Source organism: Pseudomonas knackmussii B13, from assembly GCF_000689415.1.
Classification (GTDB): Bacteria; Pseudomonadota; Gammaproteobacteria; order Pseudomonadales; family Pseudomonadaceae; genus Pseudomonas; species Pseudomonas knackmussii.
Genome location: NZ_HG322950.1, coordinates 3,371,362 through 3,396,471, shown reverse-complemented (window position 1 = coordinate 3,396,471; position 25,110 = coordinate 3,371,362). Strand labels below are relative to the sequence as shown.

27 protein-coding genes and 1 pseudogene are annotated in these 25,110 nt (G+C 64.5%); all 28 read right to left on the bottom strand.

Going from position 1 to position 25,110, the window contains the following annotated elements:
- Nucleotides 1–3 precede the first annotated feature (3 nt).
- The 28 genes and pseudogenes from PKB_RS15790 to PKB_RS15655 all read right to left on the bottom strand — a co-directional run bounded on the left by PKB_RS15790 (nt 4) and on the right by PKB_RS15655 (nt 25,105).
- Nucleotides 4–654 (bottom strand): hypothetical protein, encoded by a 651-nt coding sequence (locus PKB_RS15790; protein WP_011489300.1) that lies wholly within the window; start codon nt 652–654, stop codon nt 4–6.
- Nucleotides 651–1,250, bottom strand: coding sequence for a PFGI-1 class ICE element type IV pilus protein PilL2 (gene pilL2 / locus PKB_RS15785; RefSeq protein ID WP_011489299.1), 600 nt, complete (start codon nt 1,248–1,250; stop codon nt 651–653). Before pilL2 ends, PKB_RS15790 begins: the two co-directional genes overlap by 4 nt.
- Before the next feature lie 160 nt (nt 1,251–1,410).
- Nucleotides 1,411–2,280 carry a hypothetical protein gene (locus PKB_RS15780; protein ID WP_011489298.1) on the bottom strand — a complete coding sequence of 290 codons (870 nt, stop codon included), beginning with the start codon at nt 2,278–2,280 and terminating at the stop codon, nt 1,411–1,413.
- Nucleotides 2,281–2,393: 113 nt separating this feature from the next.
- A complete protein-coding gene (locus PKB_RS15775) occupies nt 2,394–4,673 on the bottom strand; it encodes a helicase-related protein (protein ID WP_038457552.1) in 2,280 nt (759 codons plus the stop codon).
- A 99-nt stretch (nt 4,674–4,772) separates the two neighbouring features.
- Entirely contained in the window at nt 4,773–5,882 is a 1,110-nt protein-coding gene (locus PKB_RS15770) for a DUF6094 domain-containing protein (protein WP_011489296.1), read from the bottom strand.
- A 67-nt stretch (nt 5,883–5,949) separates the two neighbouring features.
- Nucleotides 5,950–6,597, bottom strand: a pseudogene (locus tag PKB_RS15765) (hypothetical protein); the annotation flags it as partial.
- A gap of 76 nt (nt 6,598–6,673) precedes the next feature.
- Nucleotides 6,674–6,934 carry a hypothetical protein gene (locus tag PKB_RS15760; RefSeq protein WP_011489294.1) on the bottom strand — a complete coding sequence of 87 codons (261 nt, stop codon included), beginning with the start codon at nt 6,932–6,934 and terminating at the stop codon, nt 6,674–6,676.
- Between the two features lie 16 nt (nt 6,935–6,950).
- Nucleotides 6,951–7,358 (bottom strand): hypothetical protein, encoded by a 408-nt coding sequence (locus PKB_RS15755; RefSeq protein ID WP_003460301.1) that lies wholly within the window; start codon nt 7,356–7,358, stop codon nt 6,951–6,953.
- Nucleotides 7,359–7,454: 96 nt separating this feature from the next.
- On the bottom strand, nt 7,455–7,886 hold the full coding sequence (locus PKB_RS15750) for a hypothetical protein (protein ID WP_020207155.1): 432 nt from the start codon (nt 7,884–7,886) through the stop codon (nt 7,455–7,457).
- A complete protein-coding gene (locus PKB_RS15745; protein ID WP_003290199.1) occupies nt 7,883–8,572 on the bottom strand; it encodes a DUF3275 family protein in 690 nt (229 codons plus the stop codon). Before PKB_RS15745 ends, PKB_RS15750 begins: the two co-directional genes overlap by 4 nt.
- Nucleotides 8,573–8,629: 57 nt before the next feature.
- The gene (locus PKB_RS15740) at nt 8,630–9,547 is read right to left on the bottom strand and encodes a DUF3577 domain-containing protein (protein WP_003290197.1); all 918 of its coding nucleotides are present in this window, start codon (nt 9,545–9,547) and stop codon (nt 8,630–8,632) included.
- Nucleotides 9,548–9,809: 262 nt separating this feature from the next.
- On the bottom strand, nt 9,810–10,277 hold the full coding sequence (locus PKB_RS30010; protein WP_242411177.1) for an XF1762 family protein: 468 nt from the start codon (nt 10,275–10,277) through the stop codon (nt 9,810–9,812).
- Nucleotides 10,278–10,324: 47 nt separating this feature from the next.
- On the bottom strand, nt 10,325–11,167 hold the full coding sequence (locus tag PKB_RS15730) for a phosphoadenosine phosphosulfate reductase domain-containing protein (protein WP_011489292.1): 843 nt from the start codon (nt 11,165–11,167) through the stop codon (nt 10,325–10,327).
- A 145-nt stretch (nt 11,168–11,312) separates the two neighbouring features.
- The gene (locus PKB_RS15725; protein WP_003290193.1) at nt 11,313–11,666 is read right to left on the bottom strand and encodes a DUF3085 domain-containing protein; all 354 of its coding nucleotides are present in this window, start codon (nt 11,664–11,666) and stop codon (nt 11,313–11,315) included.
- Nucleotides 11,667–11,809: 143 nt separating this feature from the next.
- Complete coding sequence (locus tag PKB_RS15720) at nt 11,810–12,622, bottom strand: hypothetical protein (RefSeq protein WP_003290192.1); 813 nt, start codon at nt 12,620–12,622, stop codon at nt 11,810–11,812.
- A 286-nt stretch (nt 12,623–12,908) separates the two neighbouring features.
- Nucleotides 12,909–13,187, bottom strand: a complete 279-nt coding sequence (locus PKB_RS15715; protein WP_003290191.1) for a hypothetical protein — start codon at nt 13,185–13,187, stop codon at nt 12,909–12,911.
- Nucleotides 13,188–13,284: 97 nt separating this feature from the next.
- Nucleotides 13,285–14,022, bottom strand: a complete 738-nt coding sequence (locus PKB_RS15710) for a DUF5983 family protein (RefSeq protein WP_011489289.1) — start codon at nt 14,020–14,022, stop codon at nt 13,285–13,287.
- A gap of 79 nt (nt 14,023–14,101) precedes the next feature.
- On the bottom strand, nt 14,102–14,788 hold the full coding sequence (locus PKB_RS15705; protein WP_011489288.1) for a hypothetical protein: 687 nt from the start codon (nt 14,786–14,788) through the stop codon (nt 14,102–14,104).
- Nucleotides 14,789–14,960: 172 nt separating this feature from the next.
- Nucleotides 14,961–15,353, bottom strand: coding sequence for a hypothetical protein (locus PKB_RS15700; protein ID WP_011489287.1), 393 nt, complete (start codon nt 15,351–15,353; stop codon nt 14,961–14,963).
- Nucleotides 15,354–15,374: 21 nt separating this feature from the next.
- The gene (locus tag PKB_RS15695; protein WP_003290186.1) at nt 15,375–15,587 is read right to left on the bottom strand and encodes a hypothetical protein; all 213 of its coding nucleotides are present in this window, start codon (nt 15,585–15,587) and stop codon (nt 15,375–15,377) included.
- 330 nt (nt 15,588–15,917) lie between these two features.
- Nucleotides 15,918–16,475, bottom strand: a complete 558-nt coding sequence (locus PKB_RS15690; protein WP_011489285.1) for a hypothetical protein — start codon at nt 16,473–16,475, stop codon at nt 15,918–15,920.
- A gap of 244 nt (nt 16,476–16,719) precedes the next feature.
- Complete coding sequence (locus tag PKB_RS15685; protein ID WP_011489284.1) at nt 16,720–18,321, bottom strand: DNA cytosine methyltransferase; 1,602 nt, start codon at nt 18,319–18,321, stop codon at nt 16,720–16,722.
- Between the two features lie 536 nt (nt 18,322–18,857).
- The gene (locus PKB_RS15680) at nt 18,858–20,870 is read right to left on the bottom strand and encodes a DNA topoisomerase III (protein ID WP_011489283.1); all 2,013 of its coding nucleotides are present in this window, start codon (nt 20,868–20,870) and stop codon (nt 18,858–18,860) included.
- A 278-nt stretch (nt 20,871–21,148) separates the two neighbouring features.
- Nucleotides 21,149–21,589 (bottom strand): single-stranded DNA-binding protein, encoded by a 441-nt coding sequence (locus PKB_RS15675; protein ID WP_011489282.1) that lies wholly within the window; start codon nt 21,587–21,589, stop codon nt 21,149–21,151.
- A gap of 73 nt (nt 21,590–21,662) precedes the next feature.
- Nucleotides 21,663–22,190, bottom strand: a complete 528-nt coding sequence (locus PKB_RS15670) for a DUF3158 family protein (RefSeq protein WP_003460292.1) — start codon at nt 22,188–22,190, stop codon at nt 21,663–21,665.
- Entirely contained in the window at nt 22,187–22,966 is a 780-nt protein-coding gene (locus tag PKB_RS15665) for a PFL_4669 family integrating conjugative element protein (RefSeq protein ID WP_011489281.1), read from the bottom strand. The genes PKB_RS15670 and PKB_RS15665 overlap by 4 nt, the downstream gene beginning before the upstream one ends.
- Before the next feature lie 330 nt (nt 22,967–23,296).
- The gene (locus PKB_RS15660) at nt 23,297–24,541 is read right to left on the bottom strand and encodes an STY4528 family pathogenicity island replication protein (RefSeq protein ID WP_011489280.1); all 1,245 of its coding nucleotides are present in this window, start codon (nt 24,539–24,541) and stop codon (nt 23,297–23,299) included.
- A gap of 3 nt (nt 24,542–24,544) precedes the next feature.
- Nucleotides 24,545–25,105 (bottom strand): DUF2857 domain-containing protein, encoded by a 561-nt coding sequence (locus PKB_RS15655; RefSeq protein WP_011489279.1) that lies wholly within the window; start codon nt 25,103–25,105, stop codon nt 24,545–24,547.
- Nucleotides 25,106–25,110: the final 5 nt, after the last annotated feature.

Genomic DNA, 25,110 nt, shown 5'->3' with positions numbered 1-25,110 from the left:
CGGTCAGGGAATCGCCACGCGACGGGTCTGGTCGCCGGACTGGAACACGGCGGTGTTTCCCTCGACCGCCTGCAAGCGCCACGGGCCGAGCGCATCACCTGGCAGCAGCACCTGAAGCTGGTCGGGCGTGAAGTCCGCGCTGCTCGGCGCGACGGATACGCTGCGCTGGCCAGCGCGCAATTCGGCGCCGACGACGCGGAACGGCATCGGCGGCGGTTCGGGCTTGGCGGCGGCCTTGCCCGATGCGCGCGGTCGTGCGGGTGCTGCGGCGCGCGGAGCGGGCGCAGCGGTCTGGCGCGCCTTGATCTGCTCAACTTCCACGCGCAGCGCCTGAAGGTCGTCGGCAGCGGCATAGCTGCTGAGCGTTTTCTCAACCTGGGCAGCGCGTGCTTCCAGGATTTGTCGGGTGTCTTTGAGGTCTGCCGCCGTTGCGACGGCCGGACGCTGCTGGATGGCCTCGATGGTCTCGGCCAGGCCCGCCGCCTGCGCTTCCAGGCGTTGCAGGCGGGAAGCGAGCTGTTCCTGGTCGGCCTGGTCGTTCATGGTCTGGTAGCCCAAGGCTACGAAGATGCTGAGGCCGATCAGCCAGAGCCACATAAGGCTCTGCACCACCACCGCAGCGGCCGGGCGCCGGGCAGACTGCGGGGCGGTCATGGCTGGCCTCCCGAAACAGAAGGCTCCAGCGGGAACGTCTGCACCGCCTCGGCGGCGGGTGACTCGGATGCGGGTTCGATGGCCGCGCTGTCGGCAGGCCGTTCGAAGCAAATCTGCCGTGCGCGATCATCCACGTGCAGTTCCCAGGCGGGGCCAGCCAGTGTGAGCAGCGCATCGCGCAAGGTCATGGGGCCGAGGTGCAAGTGCGCCGCCGGCAGCGGCAGCGCGTACAGCTCGATCACCGCGTGCGCCGTCTGGCATAGGCTGTAACCGCTGCGCTTGAGCACATGCCGCAGCCCATCGCCGACGGTGGCACGGGCATCTTCGGGCATGGACACGTCGATGGTCTGCAACAGCAGGTCCCGCTGCGCCGCCGTGGGTGCCAGCTCGACCAGCGTGTAGCGACCGTAGCGCACGACGGGGATGTACTCGGGCGCCTCGGATTCCGGCGCGGCCAAGACTTCCTCGAAGGCATCGGGCGGGGGCGGCGCAGTCGTCGTCGCGCAGCCAGCAGCCAGCACCGACCAGAGCAGGCCGAGGACTCCCGCCAGCAGGCGGCGTTCGGGATGGTGAAACCAAGGTGGAGAGGGGCACATAAGCTCGGCGTCCTGAAACATCGAGCCCTCACCATCGCCTCTCGGGCCACGAGCGGCAGCAAACAATGCGAACCAGGCAGCGCCCGATTTACCGACAGCCTCCCTCCAAAGAAAAAGGCCCCCGAAGGGGCCAGTGAAAACGCACATCGAGCGCGCTGAATCAATCCCGAGCCAGCTTCAGACCGGGATCGACCTGTGCCAGTTGGGTGTGCGACCAGCAGCGCACGAACTGGCCGTTCTCGCCGAGCGGCCGGTTCGCAACCGCCACCGAATACTCTTCGGTGTCGCTGGTGTCGTAGCAGATGACCTTGATCTCGCCGCTGTCGCAGCGGATGGAGTGGATCTGGCCGTCGGTCATATCGACCACGACAACCTGCGGAACAAGACCCAGTTCGCGGGCGGCCGACAGGATGGGGCCATATTCGGCAGCGTCGAAGCAGACGAACGGCCCCTCGTAGTGGGCTTCTTTGGCGAAGTCCTTGGCCTTGTCGTAGTGGATACCCAGGTCGTATTCCTCCTGGGTGATCCTGACCTTGAAGACCGGCACGTCGGGGCTGCCGGAGGCACCGATGCAGGCGACCGCGACTTGCATCTCGATCTCACCGCCGTCGGCAGGTTCGGTCGAGGGGATGACGGCTCGGCCCGTGAGGGCGTCGTCGTCCATGCCCATGCGCTCGCGCATCTCGTCGGTGAATGCCTCGGGGGCCATCAGGCCATAGCGTGCCAGGCGCATGGGAATGTCCTCGGCACCGAGGTTGCCGTCCTCGATGCGCTGTTGCATGAAAGCGGCGATCTCGGCTTCCAGGGTTTCGCGGTCGGCAGCCGAAGGCACCTCGGATACATCGATCGACCAGGCGTCCACTTCCACGGCGGTCTCGTCGGTCAGCAAACCCTCGCCGATGGCGCGTTCGCACATGCGTTCCAGCCGAGCCAGCACTTCAGGCGCGGCCTCGCCGTTGAGCAGATAGGTCACGTCTAGCGTCAGGCGAGCATTGACGGTTTCGGGCGTGGCTTGGATATGGGTGTTCATGAAACTCTCCTTGGGATAGGAAAAGCGCAGCCACGTCCACGGAGACCGTGGGCGTGGCTGCAAGTTGGAAATAACAAGAACCCGGCGGCGCTAGGCCGGCGTTGGCGTGGGGATCAGGCGGCGACTAGTTGCCGGGCCAGTGCGACCTCGACGGAATCACCGTCTTGGTTGAGCACATCCAGCCCGGATTCGGGCACGTCGCCCGAGGTGGACTGCGAGACCATGATCTTCTTGGCCATCAGTTCAAGGCAGGTCATCTGCGAGGAACCGGCGTAGCCGAGGTAGATCACGCGCACGTGCAGTTTCTGCCCGATGCGCCATGAGCGGCGTGCCGCCTGCTGGAGCGAATACACGTTGTAGCCCGACTGCATGAACACGATCGTCGGAAACTCCAACAGGTCCAGTCCCGTTTTCACAAGCTCGGGGTTGGTGATGAGCACGTCGATGCCACGGTCCAACTGCTCGGCGATCCAGTCCTCGCGGCGGCTGGCGTCCACGCTCGCGCGTAGCACCGCGACCTTGAAGCCTTCCTGCTCCAGCAGCATCTTCAGACGCGACGTGGTGTCGCGTGTGCCGGTATAGACCGTGTAGGCCAAGACCTTCCGGCCCTGCGCCTTCTCTTCCTTGCAGATGTCGATCAGCTCGCGCTCTTTCGGCGTCACCTCGAACTCGTTGAACTGAGCCGGGACGAACGCCAAGGTGTTGCGCGTGCGCGGATGCACCACGGTCTCCGACCTGAAGCAGCAGTCCGGCCAGGCCAGCAGCACGTTGAGCACCACACCCAGCAGCGTCGTGTCGCGTCGCGCCAGAGCCTGTTTCAGCTCCGCGGTCAGCCGACCCGCCAGGTCACGGTAGGCCGCGGCTTGCGCCACGTCCATCTGGACTTCACGAAACTGTTCGTCATACGGCGGCAGGACGTTGCCACCGATGTCCTTGAGCTTGAGGAAAATCGTGAACGGCAGGATGCACCGCAAGACCCCTTTCGGCCCGAAGCCGGGAGCCTTGACCGTGCGCACCGATACCTTGGTGCCCCTGGCCGTCTTGTGCGCCGTGCCGGCGCTTTCGGAGTAAATGTCCTTGAGGACCCCGTGGTCCCTCATGAACGCCATCGCGGCCGAGGTCATGCTCCCGCTCGTGGTCGGGCGGTAGCCGTCTTCGATCATCCGCCCAGGCAAGGCGCGGAACAGCAGATAGAAAAGATCGTCCCCGTATCCGCCCATCAGCGTGCCGGTCAGCAGCAAGGTCTTGCGAGCCTTCGCCGCCAGCACGCCCATGGCCTGGCCTTGGGCGCTACCGCCGTTCTTGTACTCGTGCGCCTCGTCGGCGATGAGCAGGTCGAACGTGCCTTGTGGCAGGTAGCGCTTGATGAACTCGGACGGCTGGTAGCCACCCTCACCGAATCCAAACTCCATGTTGGCCATCGCACGTTCCATGCGCGTGGCCTGACGATCGGAAAAAACCAGCTCGCCGTTGCCATCCATGAGGTTGATGAACTCGTGGATGTTGTCGCCCAGCATCGACGCCAGGAACCCGTCGCCGAACTTCTGCATCAGCTTCTGCGCGGTGACTTCCCCGATGGTCGGGATGCGCTTGAGGGCTTTCAGCACTGCCGAGGACTGGTCGCTGCCGGACAGGCTGCGCGGGCGGATCAGCGTCCACAGGGGCGCGGCGCAATGGCTGCACTTCCTGCGGTATTCCTCGGCTTGGAGCGCCACCGGGTTGACCGGCTCGCCGTCGAGGTCGGTGATGACCGTACCGCAGTCAGGGCACGCTGCCACGTCGCCATGGCGAGTGCGCCGCGTGGTGAAGACAGGCTTCCAGTGGAATCCCATCCGCATCCTGACGCGCCCCAGGACAAAGAACTCCTGGCCCGTGGGCTGCACACCCATCTGCTCGCGCAGCTTGATGAGCTTGACCAGCGTGTCCGGGCCGTTGAGCACCCAGACCTTGGCGCCTGCCACCGTCTCTTGGATCTCGCGCCGCCACTTGTAAACCAAATGAGGTGGCGAAAGAACTAAGGTTCGGCGGTAGCCTTCGGCGTTGAGGACGGCGGCCGTGGCGATGCCGACGGTCGTCTTGCCGCAGCCCATTTCGCCATTGACGATCGCGGCGCGCTCGCCACGGTCGATCAGCAGCTCGGCGGCGGCATGGACGACTTCGGCCTGGGCCTGGAACAGCTTGCGCTTGAGGCTGGCGACGATGAGTTGCCGGTGCGCCTGCGGCTCGCCGGAATAGACCGGCGGGTTGGCGCTGTTGAGGGCGTCGAGCAGTTCGTCGCCGAACTCACCGACGAAATCCTGAAGGCTCAGGGTCAGTGGGGAAGATTCCGCGTCGAGCAGTTCGCCCTGTACGGACGTGGCTTCGGCGGTGGTGGTTTCGAGATCGAGGGACATGGTGATGCTCCAAAGAAAATGGGGCATGCACCACCCCCGACGGGGCGATGGCATGCCCCGTGGTGGGAAAAAAGACGGCGAACCGTCGGTGAAAAGCGATCAGCGGATGGTCAACACCTCGCCCCGCGTAGCGGAGCTAGGCGTCATGTCCCACGCGCGGATGACAGGCACGAACTTGTCGGTGAGGATGCGGGTCTCGGCGATGGAGCCGTCTTCGCGTTCGGTGAATTCCCGCTGGAGCGTCTTGTCCTTGTGGGTGTCACCTTTGACGACGAGCACGCGCCCGGTCTTGGAGCGCACAACCCCCGAGATCGCGCCCGCGGCCAGAGCCAGGGCGAGATGCCAGTGGGACAAGGCACGCGCCGGTGGACGCAGCGATTGCTGCGCGGCCCCCAGGTGCGTGTCCAGCGACGGCCAGAGGCCTTGCAGCCGACCAACCTCATCGGCGAACTGCTCCGGCTCCATCGTCACGCGGAAGAAATGCTCCGGCTCGGCCGGACTGGCGGGGACGATGTACGGCAGGAACGGCCAATCGCTCGGCAGTTCCTCGGCTTCGACTTCGCCAAGCCCAACCTGCAGCAGCAGATTGCGCACGGCCTTGACGCCATCGGGTGCCTGCTCGCGCTGACGCACCCTGCGACCGAAGATCACCACCTGCTTGAACTGCGTTTCCACCGCTCGGTAGATCCGCAGGTCGGTGTAGTGGCGCGTCAGCCAGCCGACCAGCTCCGCGTCGAGCACGTAGCCGGGGACGATGAAGACCAGCACGCCGCCGTACTGCAACAGCGACAGGCTGCGCTGATAGAACAGTTTTTCGAGGCGGGCACGGCCCTGTCCCTGATAACCGATATTGCCGTTGACGTCCTTGGACAGGTCGCCATACGGTGGGTTGAGCCAGAGCAGCCCGAACGACTGCTTGGAGATCATCGCGTCCATGAGGTCCGCATGCAGGCAATGATCGACCAGGCCGCGGGCATGGCGTGCCCGCTCGGCGTCGAACTCGACCGCGAACGCCTTTACCTGCTCGCGCCCGAGGGCATGAGCAGCTTCGGCGATCGCCACGCCTTCGCCTGCGCAGGGATCGAGGATGCACATCGACCCGTCGCTGGGCATCAGTGCGTTGAGGGCTCTTTCGAGCGTGGGTTCATCCGTGGGGAAGTATCCGTTTTTCACGAAATTGCGGGCGAGCCGCGGGAACATGAGGGCCATGGAAGTCTCCTGGTTGGCGGGGATGAAAGGCGGAAGCACGCAGAGGCGTGCTTCCGGGGGTGGGTAAAGCCGCTACCGCTTCCGGCGTCCAAATCTTGGCCGGATAGGGATAGGCGGTGAGTACGTCACTGCGGATCAAGGTGCCCAGCGCCAGGGTCAGCGCCGGCACGTCGATGGCGAGCCGATGACCTTCCAGTGGCCCGAGGGCGAACGGAAGGCGGGCCAGCATCTCGCGGGTTTGCAGCAGTTCCAGCACGGTCTCGCGCCAGTGATCGAGCAGCGGCAACGGGCAGGTGTCCCGCACCAGCGTCCACATGCGGTCAAGCCGGTGGGCGTTGCCGCGTGGCAGCAGTGCGAGCGCGCTGGCGTTGGCCTTGTCGGGCTTCACGCAGCGGCGATCGAACAGCCACACGTTGGAGAGCGATCCGAACAGCGTTCGTCGGTAGGCGCGAGTCATGCGCTTTTCCAGACGATCGACGTTGCCGATGAACACCGGGACGCTGCCGCCCTGGTCGGTGATGACGTGGAACTGGTCCAGTCCCTGCTCGTCGCGCCCGAGGGTCAGGCGAGCGAGGAACTGCTGGACGGCGGTGTCCCGCGCCCAGATCGAGAGGAAGACGAGGTTGCCTTGGTCATCGCCGACGCAAGCGTCGGCCATCACGTCGGGGCATTCGTCGATGCGGTAAAGCGTGGTGGAAGAAGTGTCTGCGGGCATGGTGGTGTCCTCGGATGAACGGGAACAGCACCGCCCGCTGGGGCAAGTACTGCCCCAAGGGGTGGAAGAAAACCGCTCAGTCCGGCTCGAACTGCCGGGTGTGCGGGTTGAAGTGAAGTGCCTTGTCCACCGCGGTAATCGGCGTGAAGCCGTCCAGGTAGATGTTGTTGAGGTACTGGTCGCGGTAGGTCAGTGCCCGCCGCGCCTGATCCTCGGTGAGGCCGTCGCTGATGAAGTACGCCAGCATTTCCTCGTCGGAAGAAACTTCGTCGTTGGACAGACTCCCTTCGACGAGCTTCAACAACGCGGGCGGGAGCGCAGCCAGGATCGGGTCCATGTCGGTTCCTCCTGGCTCAGACCAACAGCGCTGCGGCGGGTGCCGTGGAAGCCGTCGGTGTGCGCCGCCGCGCGTGGTGGGCGCGAACGCCTGCACGCCATTCGGCGGACTGCTCCGGTGCGAGATCCAGATAAGACAGCGGGCACGAGTAGTAGTACGGGTGCATGGACTCTTCCAGTGGCTTGTAACCCCACTGGCTTCCGCCGCGTTCAAGCAGATCGCAGCGGATGTAGCGCAGGGATTGACCCGGTGCGAGATCACGATGCACGCCTTCGACCTTGGCCGTCACTTCCGCGACGGACCAGAGGACGTTGCCACGCAGCGCGTGGGCGATGACCTTGACGCTGGCGCGCTCGGTCTCTTGCGGTGCGATCAGTTCCGCGATCAGTTCAGATCGCGATTGGGGGGAGAAATACCAGCCCATGAAAGGCCTCCTGAAAAGTGGAGCCGGAGGCCTCCCCGCGGGGGAGAACCCCCAGCGGGTGATGGAATGCCGCGTTAGCAGCGATGAAGTCGCGTGTCAGTACTCAAGATCACCGCAACCGGCCGGGCAGCAATCCCGATCGATGCCGTGCATGCAAATGCCGTTTTCGGCATTCCAGTCCTGAGTCTCCTGCCTTTCGGCGGGTGTTGCGTAGTCCCCGTATTCCTCTGCTATCTGCAGGGCATATGCCTGCTGATGCTCGGGTAACCGATGTACTTGCGCGTCAACTTCTGAACTGAACCGTTCCACGTACCAGTCGTGAGACTGTCCGCAGCCATGGATGGCTTGCTTGGCAGCCGTCTCGCAGACAGCCCGCCACGCGGTTTCATCCAGTGCGGAACGGTGGGTATCTGAAGCGATGTTGGACATGATGGAGACCTCCAAAGAAAAGGCCAGGGTCTCCCCCGCATGGGGAAAGAACCCCGGCGGGTGGATGAAGAACACCGCGGATGCGGCGTCTGCGATCACGCAGGTTGCAGTTCGGCCTGGCGGCTCCACTCCTGGGTCTTGAAGTCCAGCGCGTAGCCAAGTTCGCCCAGGCGAACGATCTGCGCGCGCAGGGTGCGGCGGTCGATGGTCGAATCCAGCTTTACGGATTCTCCCAGCGGCCACAGCAGGCCGAACAGTGCAGCGTCGCCATCTTCGGTGCTGCCGGGGGCAGCAGCCGCAGCGGGTGTCGGCGCATCCACACCGAAGGGCGTGGTATCGACCAGCGGGTCCGCAGACGCCAGCACGGGTGCGGGCTTGGCGGGCCTGGATGTTTTGGCAGGTTTGGCCGGCGTTGCCGCAGGCTGCGTCCCTTGCTCTTCGTCAAGGGGATCGACCTCCTGGGTGGCGAAGCTCCGGGCCTCGTCACGGCTCAGTTTGTCGATGCCGTTGAGCGTCATACCGTCGAGGTTGGCGCGAACTTCAAACCGCGCGCCGCCCGCGACCGGATAGGACTTGGCGAAGATATAGCGAATGACGAATTCCCCGTCGTACTTGCCTTCGGGGTACTGCTCCAGCTCCGCGTCCTTGACGGCGAACTCGCCGATGGGGGTGGTCAGACGACCGACCGTGAACGGGCCGTTCTTGCCGCGGATGGTCCGCAACGTGAGCTGGCCCGGGACGACGATGGGCAGGACTGATCTCGTAGGTGCCGATGTGGCTGCCATGATGGTTCTCCTTGGGAAATAGGAAAAAGGCAAGGCCCCGTGAGGGGCCATGCCGGATCAGAACGAAGCAGCCAGTTCCGGCTCCTGCTCCTCGGCTTCACCTTCCGGCTCGCGCTCGGCGGGTTCGGCAGATTGGTCGGCAGCGATTTCGGCGGCAACCTCGGCTTCGGGCGCGGGTGCGTCCTCGGCCTGCGGCGCCTCGGCTTGCGCCTGGCTCGTCGGATAGACCTGGGTGCCGTCGATCTTGATGAGACCGATGTGGACCAGCGTCGATTCAAGGCTCGCTCCCGGTTCCCCGGCGCGCTCGCCTTTGGTGCGGATGTACGGATCGATCTTCATGTCGTTCAGACGGAAGGCGATCAGCACCTTGCGGTCCCCTTCGATGGCCTGCACGCACCGGCGAACCAGGTGCTCGGCTTCAGGGGTAGCGACGATGGTGTCGAAGTACCGATATTCCGGTTCACCGACAGGCCCGGCCAGCGCCGCGACGCTGCACGACAGGAACGGATCGCCATCCTTGCGGGTGACGTCCTTCGGACGGCTGAGGTAGCCGATGCCGCGGGTGATCAGCTCGTGCTGCTTGATCGAAGCCAGTTCGGCCCGGTCGAGCGGCTCGGCCTTGAGCAGTCGCGCCTTGAGGGACGCGGCGGCCTGGCCCTTGTGCTCACCCTTGTCGCGGATGTACGCATCGCCCCACAGGTCGCCGAGGCGGAAGCGCACCAGCGGGCGCTGCTTGGGATCGTCAACGCCGATGTAGCGCTGGACCAGTTTCTTGGCCTCGGCACCCGAGACCTTGACGTCGAAGTAGCGGTAACTGGGATCCTTGGCGGAACCGACCAGTGCGGCGATGGTGCATGCCAGGAAGGGCTGCGCACGGCGGCCGCCCCGGACAGGCACTTCGCGGGCACGTTGGATGTAGCCGATGCCCGAGGTGTGAAGGTCGAAGTATGATTTCTCGTTGGAAGTGGTGTTCATGGTGAATCTCCATTGGAAGAAGCGGAGACACACCAGGCCCACGCATGCGGGGAAGGTGCGTAACCCCGCGGTGGGTTGATAAGGCGAAAGCATCCGCCACCAGAGACTGGTGGCCGCTCGCGGACGGATGCGGTGCGAGCTGGCTCGGTCACGCAGTGGGAACTGCGCCGCAACCTCGATGACCGATGGTTGCCTGGCATGTCGCTGACAACGTCAGCAGGCATGGGGGCAGCATGGCCGGGCTCCGCGCGCGCGACAGCAATCAATCGGCACCCAGACGTTTCCCTTTGTCCACGCCGCCCGATGCCTGCCACAGGCACTTGGGGCCGCGCAGGTGGTCGGGGGTGTCGGCGCGGGGACGGCTGGGACGGCTCCAAGCGCCGCCGCCGCGCGTGCCGACCAGCCGCCAGCCGGCGGCGCGCAGGCTGGCACCACCTTCCTCGGGCAAGGTATAGGTGATCAGCCGCGTGTAGCCGAGGGCCTTGGCCGCCTTCCAAGCGGCGCCATAGAGCTTGCTGCAGGCGTTCGGCGCACCGTCGGTACATAGCCTCGTTACTTCGAGGGTCCAGCCGTCGTCCAAGTGCCGCGCGACCGGGCGACCGACGATGGCCACACCGCAGATGCAATCGCTGCCGCGCGGGGCAACGGCCAGGGCGAACTTCGCCCCTTGGACCGGGCGGTGGTGGCGGTGGTGGTCCTGTACAAAGCCATTAGCGACCCGTAGCGACACGGGCAGGAGTTGCAGCCGTGGCGCGATCAATGGCCTGTCCATGCGCATCAGTCGCCGCAGAAGCAGGCAATGGCTTCCTCGGCGCCATCGAACAGATCGCCCTGGTCGGCAGCGAAGCGCGCCAGATCGGCATAGCTGGGGCCATCGGCGCGGAACCGGGCGCCGCTGGGCTTGCTCGCGAGGTTCAGGGATTCCATGCGAATCCACCACACGGCGGCCTCGGGCCGGGCCTTGATAAGGGCCAGGCGCTGCCCACGCGGCTTGAGGAAACACAGGTCGCAGTTGCCTTCGAGCGTGCGTCCGTTCACCGTCAGCAGGTCGAGGTCGAACGGCTGCGCCTGCCAGAACGCGCTCACGTCGCGCACGGTGACGCCGGCATCCGCCAGCGGCATGCACATGGTCTCGTGGGTCGATTCGGTGGAGTGGCCGCGCGCACGAATCTTGGAGACGCGTCGCTGCTCGTCGGCGCGGATGCCGATCATCTGGTCCCAGTCCGTCCATCCCTGATGCCGCAGGAAGCGGTGCATCGGGCGAATCTTCAGGCTGGTCGTGCAGCCCCGCGCAACGGGATTGGGCAGGTACTGGCGTTTGCGGATCAGCGCCTCGAACGGCTCACCCTGGCGGCTGGCCCGATCGAAGTCGATCAGAGCGAAGCCCGGTTCCATGGGCACGTATTCGAGCCAGCGGATCGGCACCTGCCAGTGCTCGGCGCAATCGCGCACAAAGCGCAAGGTCGCTTCGACTTCCTTGCCCGTGTTGGCGAAGCAGACCTCGGTATCGGCAGGCAGGCCGCCATTGGTCTGCAGCACGCGCCAGAGCATGTAGGCGCTCGTGCGCCCGCCGCTGAAGCTGATGCAGGTGGGCTGGGTGATCTTGAACGGGTCGTGCATGCGTCGTCTCCAGTGGCATGCCGGCGGGCTGGCCGGCGAGGCAGGCCTTGGCGGCCGGAGACGAGCGCGCACGCGGGGACATAGCCGCTGTGCGGAGGAAAAAAGCCCCCGGGGAACCGGGGGCTGAGCAGGACGTGCTGCTGCTTTAAACGGGAGGCACGACCTCCAACGACAAGTGGGTGGCGGTGGCCGACAGCATCAGATCGTCCGCTGTGTGCAAGATGCGGGTGAATACGCCGTCCTTCGGGTCGAAGTACTCGGCGAAGTCGTCGCCGCCCAGCTCGCGTTGGGCGAGGAACCACCAGTCATCGAACGGATCGGTATCCGGGTCGCAGCCGACTGCATAGGCCAGCAACTTCTGGCGTCCGTCCGGGCGGCGTTCCCCGCGCTCGGCGAGGATGTACACGCCTTGGTCCTTGACGAGGACGGCTCGGCACTGGTTGGCGATCGCTTCGGTCAACACAGGGCGCAGGTCGGCGCCCTTGAATCGCAGTGACATGGTTGAAATCTCCTGTACGGATTAGAGAAAAGGCTCTCCACCGAATGGATGGAGAGCCTGTGCGGCACTTGGCCGGATGGACTGAACCGCCGTGGCGGGAACCTCGGGTCAGTCGTGGAGTTGCCTGGCTTCGTTTCGAGGCGTCATGCCGGCACCGCTTGGCGCTGCCGGGGAGCCTTGGTGTCGATCACGCTCACGTCGATCAGGCGCCAGCGACCATCGTCGATGAGCCGCTCCAACACTGCGCCAAGCATGTCGAAATACACCTCGTCGTACCGATCGACCAATTCGCCATCGCGGTGAAGTTCCACCACGTAGGCGTCGCCGCCGCGGTCGTACAGCACCGTGACGCGACCCTTGAACTTCGCGGTCGAGGTCGTGAAGCTGATCGCCGGAGGCGTCTCGATGATCTTGGATGGCTTGGGATCGACCCAGGTGAAATCCCGTGCACCTGCATCGACCAGCATGTGGGTGATCCGCCGGAAGCCATCGGGCGCCGGCATTTCCTCCAGTTGTTCGATGAGCTGGCCCAGTTCCATGCACTGCGGCTTGGGGATGGGCAGCTTGGCGGGCGCGGAGCCAAGGATGTGCGTCTTGACGGTGTAGGGAATGCCGTCGGACGTCATCTCCGTGCGCTCTTCCGGGGTGTCCGCGCGCAGGCCGTCGAAACGGCGCCGTGCGTAGGGTTGGACACGCACCTTGGCGCCTTCGCTGGGAACAGAGGTGACAAGGTTGGGATCGAGCACGGCGAACTCGGATGGCTTGAGCTTGACGACGATGGCATCGTCAGTCGCCGCGACCACCTTGCCGTCGAAGGGCTGGGGATCGATGGCGAAGCCCAGCGTCGAGGACTGCGGCTGATCATCGAACACGCGGTACTTGAACGACCGCACGTTGCGGGGCACATGGCCTGCGACAAGCGAAGGCATCATGGATTTGATGAGGGAACGGTCCATGGGAATCTCCTTGAGGAAGGACAAGGGATTCCCGCCCGCAAGGGAGAGATCCCTTGTGGGTGGCGTGGATGGACGCGGAACGTCCGATAAGAAAAAAGACCAGCACGGTTTCCCGCACTTGCAGCCTTGAAGGTCTCGGCTGTCTGGGCATGTGTCGGCAACGCCGACGAACATGGGGCAAGGATGGCCTCGGAATGGGCGGCTCACCCGCATGAAACGGCACCGCGCCGCACCCGGTTTCCTGCGCTGCGGGCAAGAAAAAGCCCCTCGAAAGGGGCTGGATGGATCAGGCTTCGTACACGAAATAGTGTTCGCGCTGACGTGGAAAGAACACGTGCTTCCACGTGTCGCCGCTGGTGTTGCCACCGTCGAAGACGACCATTTCGTAGTCGTCAATGTCGCTGTCCACCAGGTCGGCGCTGGCGATATGGCGCATGTGTAGCATGCCTCTCGTGCGCTCGAATACCAGGATCTGGCCGATGGCGTCGTCCTGGCTCATGGCGTTGACGCAGGCTCCGAGCTGGTGCTCGAAGTCGGGTGCATGCGAGATGAGGTCGGGGAACATGAGGTTGCTCCTATGAAAATGGATCAGCCCAGCTCCGGGTGGGAGACGGGCTGACATGGGGGAGAACAAAGAGGAAGAATGGTGCGTGGCGCGACTGCTAGGACTCGGCCAGCGGCAAGCCCAGTAGCGCGGGCGCATCAGCGTCGAGGATGAGAATGCGCACATCGGCCTGGCCAGCCAGTTCAAGGATGTTCGCCAGGTCGTCCGGCATGCCCTTGTTCCGGTGCTCTTGTCGAAGCTGCTCCGCGCCGATGCCCTCGGCATGCTCCAGGTTCTGGTCCGTCCAGGGCGTGGAAATCAGCTTGACGCCGATCGCCGGGCTGTACGGAACCCGGAAGGCGATGAACAGAAAGGCCTCCGGCGTGGCGAGGTCTGCCAGGTTGGCGAGGTACTGGCCGGTTTTCCGGCTGATGTGCGCGCTGCTGATTTCCCAGCATCGGCTGTAATAGCCGGTCTCGAAACTCAACCGCTGCACCACGTCTCGCGCGGCTTCGGCCGAATAAGTGTCACCGACGTGGATCGGGCGGCCGTCGAAGTCGTCGCCATGAATGGCATAGACCACGGCACCAACTACGCCTTCGCCGCTGACGCCTTCAACAGCATTGCATTCGGCCATCAGTTCGGCGCTGACAGGTTCAGTGCCATTCCTGACCACCGCGAACTCGCTGGTGACGATGCAGGGGGAAGAAACCAGTTCCTCATCGGAGAGGTGCTGTTGGCTCACGTGGATGGCTCGCCACACATGCGGGCTTCCGTCCTCGTAGCTGATGGACAGCGTGCGGACGATTTTCAGATTCCAGTAGCCGCGGACAAAGGGATTGGGATTTTGGGACATGGGATTTCTCCAGATTGAATAATGGAGCCAATCCCCGCCACCGGGAATTGGACCCGGTGGGTTGAAAAGAGAAAATGCGTCAGTCGGCACTGATCGTTGGCGTCTGGGCCAGCCGTTCGGCGATGCGATGGCGCACATTCAGGCGGAAATGCTCGTCGTTGATGCCCGCGAGCAGATTGGCGGCCTCCAGTGCGATCAACGCCGAGGCCTCTTCGATGTCGCTGGCCTTAATGGCTTTGCGCAGTTGGTCGCCGAGTTGGAGTGCCTGCGAGGACGTTCTGAAGACCTGGACCTCGCGGCTCAGGTAGCAGCCGCTGCCGCCGAACTCGAACAGCCTTGGCTTGCTGCAATACCAGCAGCCCTCGAACTGGATGGCGGTCAGGTCATGGCCGTCGTCGAAGCAGGTTGCGATCAGAAGTAAGGCCTCCAGATCGGCGCTGTCCTCGAACTGGTGTTGTTCGATCAGGTTCTGCAGTTCCTGATCCTGGTCGGCTCCGAAGTGCACGGCCAGCAGTTCGAGCAGTGGAGGAATCGACAAGCCTTCGTCGTCGGGCATGGGTATGCCGAGTTGCGCTGCGAGGTCTTCCAGGCCGCCCAGCACATTCGACCATTGCGGATAATTGGTCTCGGCGATCCTGGCGATGTAGGCATGCCCGTTGCCGGGATAGCTTTCATCCAATGCGAAGACGCCGAACAGCGCCTTGATGACGGGGGTAACACGATCAAGCATGAGAACGCCCGTGCCCTCGTAGTAGTTGTTTGCCATGGTGGCTCCTTTCGAGAAGTGAGCGGAGCCAGCCCATGCGGACGGTGGCATCCGCAAGTAATAGCCCGAGGCCGTTGGCGCTGGGCGATGGCGAAGAAATTGAGGAACATGGCTTTGTGGGCGCATGTCCCTCTCGGGGGGAACGAAAAGCAGTGGTGCGCCGGGGACCGGCTCACCAGCCGTTGTAGTTCACCAGCAGGTCGGCGATGACCTTGCGGCGTTGCAGATCGAGACCGTCGAAGTCCGACAGTCCGTTGAAGTGGCAGCGCTTGAGCATGGCACCGCCCTCGCGCGCGTTGTAGAAGCTGACCATGGCGGACAGGAACATGCGTTCGCCGCTGCTCAGGACGCCGAGGGCATCGTTGAGCTGCAGCATGTTGGGACGCAGATCCCACTTGCTCTTGGCCTGGTTCAGACCTTCACGGGTGCCGTCACCGAACCATTCGGGGCCAGCGATCTCGACACCGCGCTTCCAGGCCTCGAAGAAGGCTTGGGGCGCGGCAGCGAAATGCTGTTCTTCCCGCATGATCTGATCGACGATTTCCCGCGGCAGTAGCTGGTTCATGACGTGATTCCTCCAGTTGGATCAGGGAATGGCGAGCTGGGACCAGCCGCCTCTTTCGAGGGCACGTTGAGCCGCGGCATAGCTGCGGAAGTACTCGCGGGATTCCCGCGAAACGGGGCCTTCGGTATCGCGCGTGCCGATGTAGTGACCGGCGGCGCTTTGCAGGACTTCGAGCGGCAGAAACTTGCCGCAGTAGGTCAGGGCCAGTTGGCCGAAAGAGGCTTGCTGGGACATGGACGGGCTCCTTGGAAAAGCGGGGCCTCGTCCCTCACGGGATGGCAGCTCCCGCACGCGGTTGATAAAAAGCATCGACGTCACGGGGACGCGCGTCCGCAGACTTGATGCGATGCGGACTGGTGGGCAACGCGGGAGAGACCCGCGGCAGCCTGAAACCCTGGCTGCTGGCATGTGCTGACGAATCAGCGAACATGCGGGCAGCTTCGTGCGCGGGCCGCGCTGCGTCAGTTGGAAAACGGCATCCGGCCCAGCCCCGATTGATGGGCACCGAAAAAAAGAAGCCCCGCATCGAGTGCGGGGCTGTCAGGAGGGGGCGTCGGCGCTGGGTCAGGCGGGCTTGTCGCCCAGGACATGCTGCTTCCACAGGTCAAATGCTTGCTCGGGCGGAAGCTCGGCGAGGATGACGATGGGTTGGGCCTGTCGGGCGCGCAGCGAAGCGAAATACGCTTTGCGGTCGGCGATGGCCTTGAGCTTGATGCCCTTGATGAACAGCAGTTTGCCGTCCTTGATGAACAGCACCTTGTTGCCGATGTCGCGGTTGAACGCGGCTCGCACCTTGCGCTCGGCGTGCATGGCATCGGCCAGTTCATCGATCAGGAAGTCGAGCGTCATGTCGATGTAATGAGGGTCTTCACCCTCGTGGCCGAGGTCGAGCGGTGCAGGCGGCAGGCCCTTGGCGAAGGCTTCGGCCTGCGCCAGCAGCGCCGCCTTGCCATTGAGCGCGTGGACGAACGTCGAGCCGCCGTGGCCGTCGTTGCGGGCCTCGGCGATGGGAGTGCCGTCGAACACGACGGTGGCGCTGAAGCACATCGTTTCCTCGCTGGCGAAGTCGGCCACCTTGAGGTTCTTCAGCGTGATGCGGTCTTGCTTGGTGATGTTATCCATGGGAAGTCCTGAAATCGACCGGGTGGCGACATGCCCCCGACGGGACGTGGCGGCCATCCCGTGGGTTGGAAAAAAAGAGGCATCGATGCCCCGGTGGGCAGCGTTCGCCGGTGAGATGCCGAGGCGAACTGGTGGGTGGCGCGGGTAGAACCCACGGCAGCCTGGACACCCCGGCTGCTGGCTGCTGCCGACACGTCGGCAATGCAGGAGGAAGAATGGCGTGGCCCGCTGGCGACGTCGTGCATCAATCCGGAGCTGTCGATCCCGTCTTGTGCAGGCACTGCACCAGCCGCTGGCCAAGCCACGCAACGCACGGCACCGCCATGGAATTGCCGATTGCCTTGTAGCGCGGAGCATCCGCGGCGGGCTTGCCGCGGTACGGGATCAGCGTGTAGTCGTCGGGCATGCCTTGCAGCCGCTCGCATTCCACGGGCATTAGCCGCCGCACCCGCCAGTGCGACCAGTCGCCGGGGCCGGGCTCGCTCCAGTCGTAACGGAAATGCGCCTCGAAGTCGGGTGCCAGCACATGGGGCTTGTCAGCGCCGCCGCCGCTGGTGCGCAGTGCGTCCGATACGCCGCCGCCCAGTTCCGCGGTAAGACCCTGCTGCCGTCCCCGCAGGGCAACGCAGGCCACCATCGGCACGCCATAGCCCGGCTTGCCGTTGGAAAGGACGGTGCAAGCTACCTGCCCATGGCCCGACTCGAAACGCACTTCGCCGCGGTTGTTCTGCGCGAAGGCGATGGCGGGCACGACACCGGCGTTCGCATGGCTGTTGCGGTGCCCACCTGCACGCAGCGTCGGAGCCCGATCCATCGTGGCATCCGCGCCGCTGCCCTGCGCGGTGAAAGCGATGATCGGCACACCCTTGCCCGTACCGTCTTCGCTGCTGCCCTTGCCGCCGTTGGCAGTGTCGAGGGTGTGGGCGATGCTGCCGGCGATCGACTGCACCATGAACGTCTCCGTGCGGATGTCGTGCTTGGGGCCTGCGGCCATGAGACATGCCGCCACATCGACGGGGCCGGTGCCGCCACTGAATCCGAAGGTCATCGTGACCGTGCCGTAGGGCTGCTTCAGTCCTGCGTATCCGCCTGCTGCTTCAGCACCCGATCCAGCAGCACGGGCAGCTTCTTGCCACGGCGCGCTGCCCGCAGAAGAATCCCCGAGCAGGCCTGTGCGCTCAAAAAGTACTTCGACGGGATCGAGGCCATCTCCACCACTTGCCACAAGAAACACACGCTTGCGGCGTTGGGCGACACCGAAATATTGAGCGTCGAGCACGCGCCAGGCGATGCGGCGCCGGGGTCCAGACACACAACCTGCGTGCGCCCATTTTTCCCCTGGCGGTTGGAGCGCACAGCCTTCTCCGGCCAGTGCGCCCAGGAAATGCCCGAAGGCATTGCTGCGGTCGTTGAGGACGCCGGGGACGTTTTCCCAGACGAGGGTTGCCGACGGGCGGCGGTCTTGGTGGCGGGTTTGGTCGATGGCATTTGCAAGCTCCACATAGGCAAGGGTCAAGGCGCCGCGCGGGTCATTCAGTCCCTGGCGCGCGCCGGCTACGCTGAACGACTGGCACGGTGTGCCGCCGACCAGGATGTCGGGCGCCGGCACGGTGCCGGCGCGCACCTGGCGGGCGATCGCAGTCATGTCGCCCAGGTTGGGCACGTGGGGGTAACGATGGGCGAGCACGGCGCTCGGGAACGGCTCGATCTCAGCGAACCACGCAGCTTCGAGGCCGAGGGGTTGCCAGGCGAGGCTCACGGCCTCGATGCCGCTGCACACGCTGCCGTAGAGCAGCGGCGCGTTGCGCGGCCTGCCGTGTGTTGGGGGGCAAGGATGGGGGTTCATGTCGGGTCTCCTGTTCGTGTGGCCCAGGGCCGTTGGGCGGGGGGCCGGGACATTGATGGGCAGGAGAAAGGCGCCGAAGGCCCTGCGGCCTTCGGCTCGGGAGGAAAGAGGAACCACCCGTGGGCTGATTGGCAGGCCCGGTCGTCGCTAAAACCGTCTGCTGTCAGCAATCACACCCGGCCCATGTCGTGGCTGGGGCCGGCATCGTCTGGCGCACATCCGCGCACAAAGGGAGCCCGTTTTTGCGCCGGCGGGCACCGGCACCGAATACCGCTGACCACGAACGGTCTCCGGGTGGCTCGTGCAGTTCGACAAGCCATCGGGAGACCCTTCGCAGTGGGCGGAAGAAATGCAGATCAGCAGAACGCGCGGGATGCGGTTCGCGGAGAAGCTACCTTCAGGTCCCGTGGCCGGAGCGGCCAGGCGGGACGCGCGCACGGATCAAGAAGGCGTTGCGCGCTGGGCGTCCCGCAGGGCGTGCGGGACAAGGGCCACGCCGCCGATGGCGGGCACGGCTCACGGGGAACGGGGTCGGGTCAGGAACCTTGGCGGCCGCTGCGGTGCGGGCGCGAGGCACCGCGCTTGGACGTGCCGGATTCGACCGGCAGCGTGCCTTTGCAGTCGGGGTAACGACTGCACGACCAAAACGGGCCGCTCTTGCCGCTGCGCTGACGCGTGGGTGCGCCGCACTGCGGGCATGCCGGCCCTTGGGGAACCTTGATGGACAGGGACGCGATGCTGTACTGCGCGATCAACTGCGAAATCCATGCAGCCTGCTTTCCGATGAATACGTCCAGCGTAAGCTGTCCAGCTTCGATCATGTCGAGCGCCTGTTCCCAGACAGCGGTAGTGCCAGGGTCGGCGATCGCCGCGGGCACGGCGTCGATCAGTGTGAAAGCAGCATCGGATGCGCGGATGGCGCGCCCCTTCTTCACGATATAGCCGCGTGCGATCAGGCCGCTGATGATGTTGGCTCGCGTCGCTTCGGTGCCGATGCCGACCGTGTCCCTGAACTTCTGCTTCAGGCGCGGGTCCGTCACCAGCTTGGCGACTCCCTTCATGGATTTGACAAGTTCGCCCTGCGTGTACGGCCTGGGTGGCAGCGTCTTGAGCGCCTTCAGATCGACGTCGGCCACCAGACATGCCAAGCCCTCGCGCAGCGCGGGAAGCACCTGGCTGCGCGCCGCAGCGTCGCCGTCCTCGTCGGGCTGAGGCTCGGTCAGTACCAGGGGCCAGCCCTTCACCACGACCTGCTTGCCCGTGGCCGCCAGTTTCTGCTGGCCGCAGGCTAGGTTCGCCACGGTGCGATCGAACTCGTGGTGAGGGAGGAACTGCGCGAGGTAATGCGCCCGGATCAGCCGGTACACCGCCAACTCCTTCTCGCTCATGGCCGAGAGGTTCGCTGGTTCGAGCGTCGGAATGATGCCGTGGTGCGCCGTGACCTTGCCGTCATTCCATGCACGCGAGCGCTGGGAGCGGTCGAGCTGGTCCATGATCGGGCGCAGCGAGGGATCGGTCCTGAGCAGACTGTCGAGAACCGTGGACACCTCGGCGAACATGCTTTCGGGCAGATAGCCGGAATCCGAGCGCGGGTACGTCGTGGCTTTGTGCGTCTCGTACAGGGCCTGGGCGATCTCCAGGGTTTCCTGCACGTCCAGCCCAAGTTGCTTGGAACAAACCTCCTGCAAGGTGCCCAGGTCGAACAGCAGCGGCGGGCCTTCGCGCACGCGCTCGGTCTCGACCGACACCACCTGCGCGCTGCCCGCGCCGCGAATCTGCTGCGCGGCCCGCTGTGCGACCGGCTGCTGCAGGCAGCGGCCCGTGTCGTCGGTGTAGGCATCGGGCGGAACCCATTGCGCGGTGAAAGACTGGCCGCTTGCGGACAGGGACACGTCGATGGCCCAGTACGGTACGGACACGAAGGCCGCAATTTCGCGGTCGCGGTCCACCACGAGCTTGAGCGTCGGTGTCTGCACGCGGCCGACCGACAGCACGCCGTCGTAGCCCGCTTGTCGACCGAGCACGGTGAACAGGCGGCTGAGGTTCATTCCCACGAGCCAGTCGGCCCGCGATCGTGCCAGCGCCGAGTAGTACATCGGCAGCGTCTCGGCCGATGGCCTGAGCTTGCCCAGTGCGGCGCGGATGGACGCATCGTTGAGTGCCGACAACCATAGCCGCTCGATGGGGCCGCGGTAGCCGCACAGTTCGATGATCTCGCGAGCGATCAACTCGCCTTCGCGGTCGGCATCGGTGGCGATGACAAGCTGGGTCGCCTTCGCCAGAAGCGCCTTGACGACCTTGAATTGCGTGGCGGTCTTCGGTTTGACCTCGACCCGCCAATTCTGGGGAATGATGGGCAACTGCTCAATGGACCAGCGCTTCAACTGCTCGTCGTAGGCTTCGGGCGCAGCGGCTTCTACGAGATGGCCGATGCACCAGGTGACAGTGACGCCGGAACCGTTGAGACAGCCTTCACCGCGCTGCGTGGCGCCGAGAATCCGGCCAATGTCTTTGCCCTGGGAGGGCTTCTCGCACAAGAACAGCCGCATATCCGTCCATCCGATTCCCGTGGTTCATGGAGTTGCTGGGATCGAGCATGCCGAGCACCACCAGGAGCAGCAGCAAACAAGCGGCACGCGGCGGCGACCGCTTTCACGGATGGAAGGGCTTGTGCGGGGATGGCGAGTGGCCGGAGGTATGCGGGTCGGGAGCGGCGATTCGCGGGTACGCGTGGAAGTCAGTGGACGTTGATGGAGCTATCCCCTGGGGATAGCTCGCGGCACATGGAGGGCGGCTAAGCACCGCGGCAGCCGCCCTCCGTGCCGGGTCACTTCCTGCGCTTCGTCTCTTTCGGCGCGGTCGATTCCTGGTCGGCCTGCGGCTTCGGTTCTGCCTCCTGTGGCTTCGGGCTGAGGACCACAGACTCGATGCGGTACGGCAGAATGCCGACGCTGCGCGCGTTGACTTGCCAGGTCTCGCGTGGCTGATCTTCGTTGTCCGTCCAAGGCTCGCGCTCCATGCGGCCGATCACCAGCACCCGCATACCCTTCTGGTAGAGGCGCTGCCAGTGCTCGGCGTCGCGGTGCCAGATTTCCACCGGCGCCCAGAAGCCGCCACGGTCCTCAAAGGTGCCATCCTTCTTGGGAACGGGGTTGTCGAAATAGACGTTCAGGCGCAGCAGGCGGGTGGGCTCGTCGTTGCCATTGGGGAATTCGCGGTACTCCGGTGGCGAGCCGATGTTGCCTTCGCCAGAAAAATGCGTGCTCATGGTGTGATCTCCGTGGTGGTTGAAATACCCGTGCCTCGTCGGCGCCGGGCGCGTGCTGGGATGGCTGGCGCAATCACCGATCGCGCATTGCGGGTGGGGTGGACGTGAGCCGGCGCAGGTAGGCGTTGTCTGCCTCGGCCGCTTTGCTGGCGCATTCCTGCGCCTGCCTGCCCAAGGTGTGCAGCAGGCTGATCTGCATGTTCAACGTGATGCGCTGCAGCTCGATCGCGTGCAGGTCGGCCAGCAGGTTGGCCGGCGTGCTGGTGCTCGCCATCAGCTCCTGCCACAGGGCTACGCCCATGGCCGAGCGGTCGTGCTTGCGCCAGCGAAGGAACGTCGTTCCCGCGCCAGTTGTCTGCTGGGCCAGCTCGATGGGTAGCAGGTGGAAGGGATGCCCGACTGCCTGTTGCAGCACCTGTCGCTGCGCCAAGCCAATCAGTTCGTCGCGCATGGCGAAGCACTGGCTGGCCCAGGCCTCGAAGTCCCCTTTACCTTTAAAAGGCTTTAAAAGGCCTTTTAGAGAGGCCGCGTGTTCCAGCCGCATGAAGGCTTCCTGTTGCAGGCCCCGGAAGTAGCGGATCGGTTGGTTCAGATCGCTCATGCCGGTTCGTCCTCACCGGCTGCGGTTTCGGATGGCTCGGCGGTGATGGCTTCATCGCCGGACGGAGGCGCTGCGGCAGAACCATCGCTGCGCTGTTGCAGGCCACGGCGCGCGATGGGCGGCGCAAACTTCGAACGGCGTGTGCCTTCGAGCACCTCCTGGGGCAGTTCGCCGAACTTCTCCAGCGCCGCCCGTGCTGCGGCATTTTTGGCCGCGAAGTCGTCCCGGGTGCAGCCCGAGTAGCGGTACTGCTGCGCCAGACTGAACAGGCTGCGCAGCGCGTGGGCGCCTTCGTTGAGCCATCGCTCCAATGTCGAGCGATCGATCAGCGCGGTGTGATGGGCGAGGATCAACTTGCGGGCGATGTCGTCGTAGTCGGCCAGGAGATAGACCGCCGCGAAGCCGAGCTGCGCGTTCACAAATAAGGGGAGCTTCACCGGCTGCACGTTGAGGTTTTCGCCCAGGCTCAATGCTGCGGGTACGCCGGCCAGCGCCTGGTCAACTTGCTCGCGCAGCGATTGCAGCGTGGATTTGGTCTGGTCGAGCTTTTCCTCGATGCGCAACATCCACCAGTCGCTGTACGGGTCGTCTTGCTCCGATCCGCGCTTCATCTTGTTCATCACGGCGATGTAGCCGTTGAGCCCGACAATGCCCGGCCGCCCCTCAGCGGCGGCACGCCCATGCCAGATGCGCGAGGCGTGGTGGGTGTGAAGCGTCAGCGACATCGCGCTGCGCAAGGAGCCGAGATTGAGTTGTAAAGGTTCGTTGGTTGCCATGGTGACCGCCCGCTGTGGAAAAGGAGCCGTCAGGATCGACACGCAACGGAAGGCAGTCAGTCAACAAACCGAAATGAATCAGTCCCCGGTTGTCATGGCAGTGCCAGCCCGAGGCACGAGCTATCCCCAGGGGATAGCTCCATCAAACGCCATGGAGCACTGTTCGCGCGAATGTCAGCGTCGCTCCTGAAACCGGCGCCATCGCAGTGCGGTGGACGAAAGTACCGGGCCGTACCTGTCGGCGTTACGCCTTGCATTACATCTATCCCCTGGGGATAGCTCTACTGACGGCCACGGATGTCTGCTTCATGACCATGCCGCTCGTAACGATCAGCTCTTGCGCAGAAGGTCACGCAGCCGTTCGATGTGCTGTTTGGCCACCTCGGGTGGAACCACATTGCGTGGTGCCTCAGACGGCGCATCTCGCGCGGCGGTGGGGGGTGCTGTCGCGCCAGCCTGCTTGGCCCACGCGTTGAACTCGCCACGGATGGCGCGCTGGATGATGCCGAACAGGTAGCCGGCCGGGTTGCGGATGGTGTTGCCGCGACAACGATCGGCCCATTCGTCCAGCACGGCCTGACGCAGCGGGACATCGACCTGCTGCAATGCCACCATCGCCCCGGCCTGCTGCTCTTCTTTCAAACCAAGGAAGCGATCAGGCAAGCGGACACCTTGCATCGCGCGCACCTGCCCACGCTCGCGCGCGGTAGTACGTACTTCATTAATACGACTACTACGTACAGTACGGTCCTGCTTCGGATTCCGAAGAGAGCCGTCTGACGCGGGTTTCGGCCCTGCTTCGGATTCCGAAGACGGGTGCTCGGGATTCCGAAGAAGGCTTGGAGCCCCTTCTTCGGAATCGTGAACCATGTCCTCCTGTGGATAACTCTCTTGCGTCCCGATGCCCTGGCTGGCGAGGCGTTCGGCAAGGACCTGCAGCCGCGAGGGCAGCGTGCGGCCGGACAGCAACGGGTCTTCGGCGATCTCCTTGAGGGTGTGCAGACCCACGACCTGAACGGCCTTGGCCGAGTGGCCCAGAGCCTGGCTGACGAGCTGCAAGTAGTCTGCGTCGAGCTGCATCGCCTCGAATGGAGTCAAGGGCTCGTCGTGCAGAACATAGAGGTTGCCGAGAATACGGCCGGTCTTGGGGTCGCGTCTGCGCCGCACGAGACTCAACCAGCGTGTCAGGCGCAACAGCGTCAGCGCGCGTGCGACGGTCTCGTGGGAGGCTTGTCCAGCGCAGGGTGTTGACGCGAGCCATGGCCGAAGTTGCTCATATGTCGGAAACGCAGTGACGCCATCCTCGTTGAGCATCATCCGAAACACTTGCCACGCATTGCGCTCCAGCGGTGTCAGGCGTCGGTCGAGAAAGAGCCGCCGCGGCACGCTCTCGTGACGATTGCCGCTGAAAAGGAAACCGTCACCAGATGTTGACCCAGGCGACGGTGCAGATGCAGGTGCGGATGCGGGCGCCCGGGGTTTGGGCGCAAGGTCTTTCAGCGCGCTGTTGAACAGATCAGCGAGGGCGACGGGGCCATGGCGTGATGCTCGTGGTGCTGAGTCATCCACGGCCATAACTCAACCCAATCCTTGATCGATCCAGCCTTTGATCGCAGCCCAGACCACCGACAGCGGCAGTTCCATGCCTTCGGCGAGGTCCATTGCCGCATCAAGGACCGAGGTTTCGTCCTCCAGATCGACATTCCTGCTGCTGGTCACGGCCTTCCAGCGCCGCCACAGTTCCGTGTCCTGCTCCTCGTCCAGAACCGGATGGCGCCCCTTGCGTTTGGGCAGACCGAGAACTTCGCGTCGTAGCGCGACTTCCTGATGCGTAAGCCCGTAGAAGCGACTCACCATTTCCGTACTGGCGCCCAGGCGCAGCATGCGATCGACGGTGGCGATCTCCTTCTCCACGTCCTGCGCCTGCTTGAGCAAGCGTCGGAGCACTTCGCGGTTCACGGAGACAGAGCACCAGGAGACGTTGGCATTGGCCAATACGCTGATGAGCGCTGGATGCTTGAGCGCATCCAACTCTTCCTCCCCGAACCCCATCGCCTTGCATCGACGCAATTGGCCGTTGCGCAGGTCGTAGAGCGCCTGGGCGAGGACGGCCTGATTGAGTGGGTTCGGTGCGGACATGCTGG

Bases quoted from the DNA above. Each gene is read 5' to 3' on its own strand.
- PKB_RS15790 (WP_011489300.1), bottom strand. From the start codon at position 654: ATGACCGCCCCGCAGTCTGCCCGGCGCCCGGCCGCTGCGGTGGTGGTG.
- pilL2 (WP_011489299.1), bottom strand. From the start codon at position 1,250: ATGTGCCCCTCTCCACCTTGGTTTCACCATCCCGAACGCCGCCTGCTG.
- PKB_RS15780 (WP_011489298.1), bottom strand. From the start codon at position 2,280: ATGAACACCCATATCCAAGCCACGCCCGAAACCGTCAATGCTCGCCTG.
- PKB_RS15775 (WP_038457552.1), bottom strand. From the start codon at position 4,673: ATGTCCCTCGATCTCGAAACCACCACCGCCGAAGCCACGTCCGTACAG.
- PKB_RS15770 (WP_011489296.1), bottom strand. From the start codon at position 5,882: ATGGCCCTCATGTTCCCGCGGCTCGCCCGCAATTTCGTGAAAAACGGA.
- PKB_RS15760 (WP_011489294.1), bottom strand. From the start codon at position 6,934: ATGGACCCGATCCTGGCTGCGCTCCCGCCCGCGTTGTTGAAGCTCGTC.
- PKB_RS15755 (WP_003460301.1), bottom strand. From the start codon at position 7,358: ATGGGCTGGTATTTCTCCCCCCAATCGCGATCTGAACTGATCGCGGAA.
- PKB_RS15745 (WP_003290199.1), bottom strand. From the start codon at position 8,572: ATGGCAGCCACATCGGCACCTACGAGATCAGTCCTGCCCATCGTCGTC.
- PKB_RS15740 (WP_003290197.1), bottom strand. From the start codon at position 9,547: ATGAACACCACTTCCAACGAGAAATCATACTTCGACCTTCACACCTCG.
- PKB_RS15730 (WP_011489292.1), bottom strand. From the start codon at position 11,167: ATGCACGACCCGTTCAAGATCACCCAGCCCACCTGCATCAGCTTCAGC.
- PKB_RS15725 (WP_003290193.1), bottom strand. From the start codon at position 11,666: ATGTCACTGCGATTCAAGGGCGCCGACCTGCGCCCTGTGTTGACCGAA.
- PKB_RS15720 (WP_003290192.1), bottom strand. From the start codon at position 12,622: ATGGACCGTTCCCTCATCAAATCCATGATGCCTTCGCTTGTCGCAGGC.
- PKB_RS15715 (WP_003290191.1), bottom strand. From the start codon at position 13,187: ATGTTCCCCGACCTCATCTCGCATGCACCCGACTTCGAGCACCAGCTC.
- PKB_RS15710 (WP_011489289.1), bottom strand. From the start codon at position 14,022: ATGTCCCAAAATCCCAATCCCTTTGTCCGCGGCTACTGGAATCTGAAA.
- PKB_RS15705 (WP_011489288.1), bottom strand. From the start codon at position 14,788: ATGGCAAACAACTACTACGAGGGCACGGGCGTTCTCATGCTTGATCGT.
- PKB_RS15700 (WP_011489287.1), bottom strand. From the start codon at position 15,353: ATGAACCAGCTACTGCCGCGGGAAATCGTCGATCAGATCATGCGGGAA.
- PKB_RS15695 (WP_003290186.1), bottom strand. From the start codon at position 15,587: ATGTCCCAGCAAGCCTCTTTCGGCCAACTGGCCCTGACCTACTGCGGC.
- PKB_RS15690 (WP_011489285.1), bottom strand. From the start codon at position 16,475: ATGGATAACATCACCAAGCAAGACCGCATCACGCTGAAGAACCTCAAG.
- PKB_RS15685 (WP_011489284.1), bottom strand. From the start codon at position 18,321: ATGAACCCCCATCCTTGCCCCCCAACACACGGCAGGCCGCGCAACGCG.
- PKB_RS15680 (WP_011489283.1), bottom strand. From the start codon at position 20,870: ATGCGGCTGTTCTTGTGCGAGAAGCCCTCCCAGGGCAAAGACATTGGC.
- PKB_RS15675 (WP_011489282.1), bottom strand. From the start codon at position 21,589: ATGAGCACGCATTTTTCTGGCGAAGGCAACATCGGCTCGCCACCGGAG.
- PKB_RS15670 (WP_003460292.1), bottom strand. From the start codon at position 22,190: ATGAGCGATCTGAACCAACCGATCCGCTACTTCCGGGGCCTGCAACAG.
- PKB_RS15665 (WP_011489281.1), bottom strand. From the start codon at position 22,966: ATGGCAACCAACGAACCTTTACAACTCAATCTCGGCTCCTTGCGCAGC.
- PKB_RS15660 (WP_011489280.1), bottom strand. From the start codon at position 24,541: ATGGCCGTGGATGACTCAGCACCACGAGCATCACGCCATGGCCCCGTC.
- PKB_RS15655 (WP_011489279.1), bottom strand. From the start codon at position 25,105: ATGTCCGCACCGAACCCACTCAATCAGGCCGTCCTCGCCCAGGCGCTC.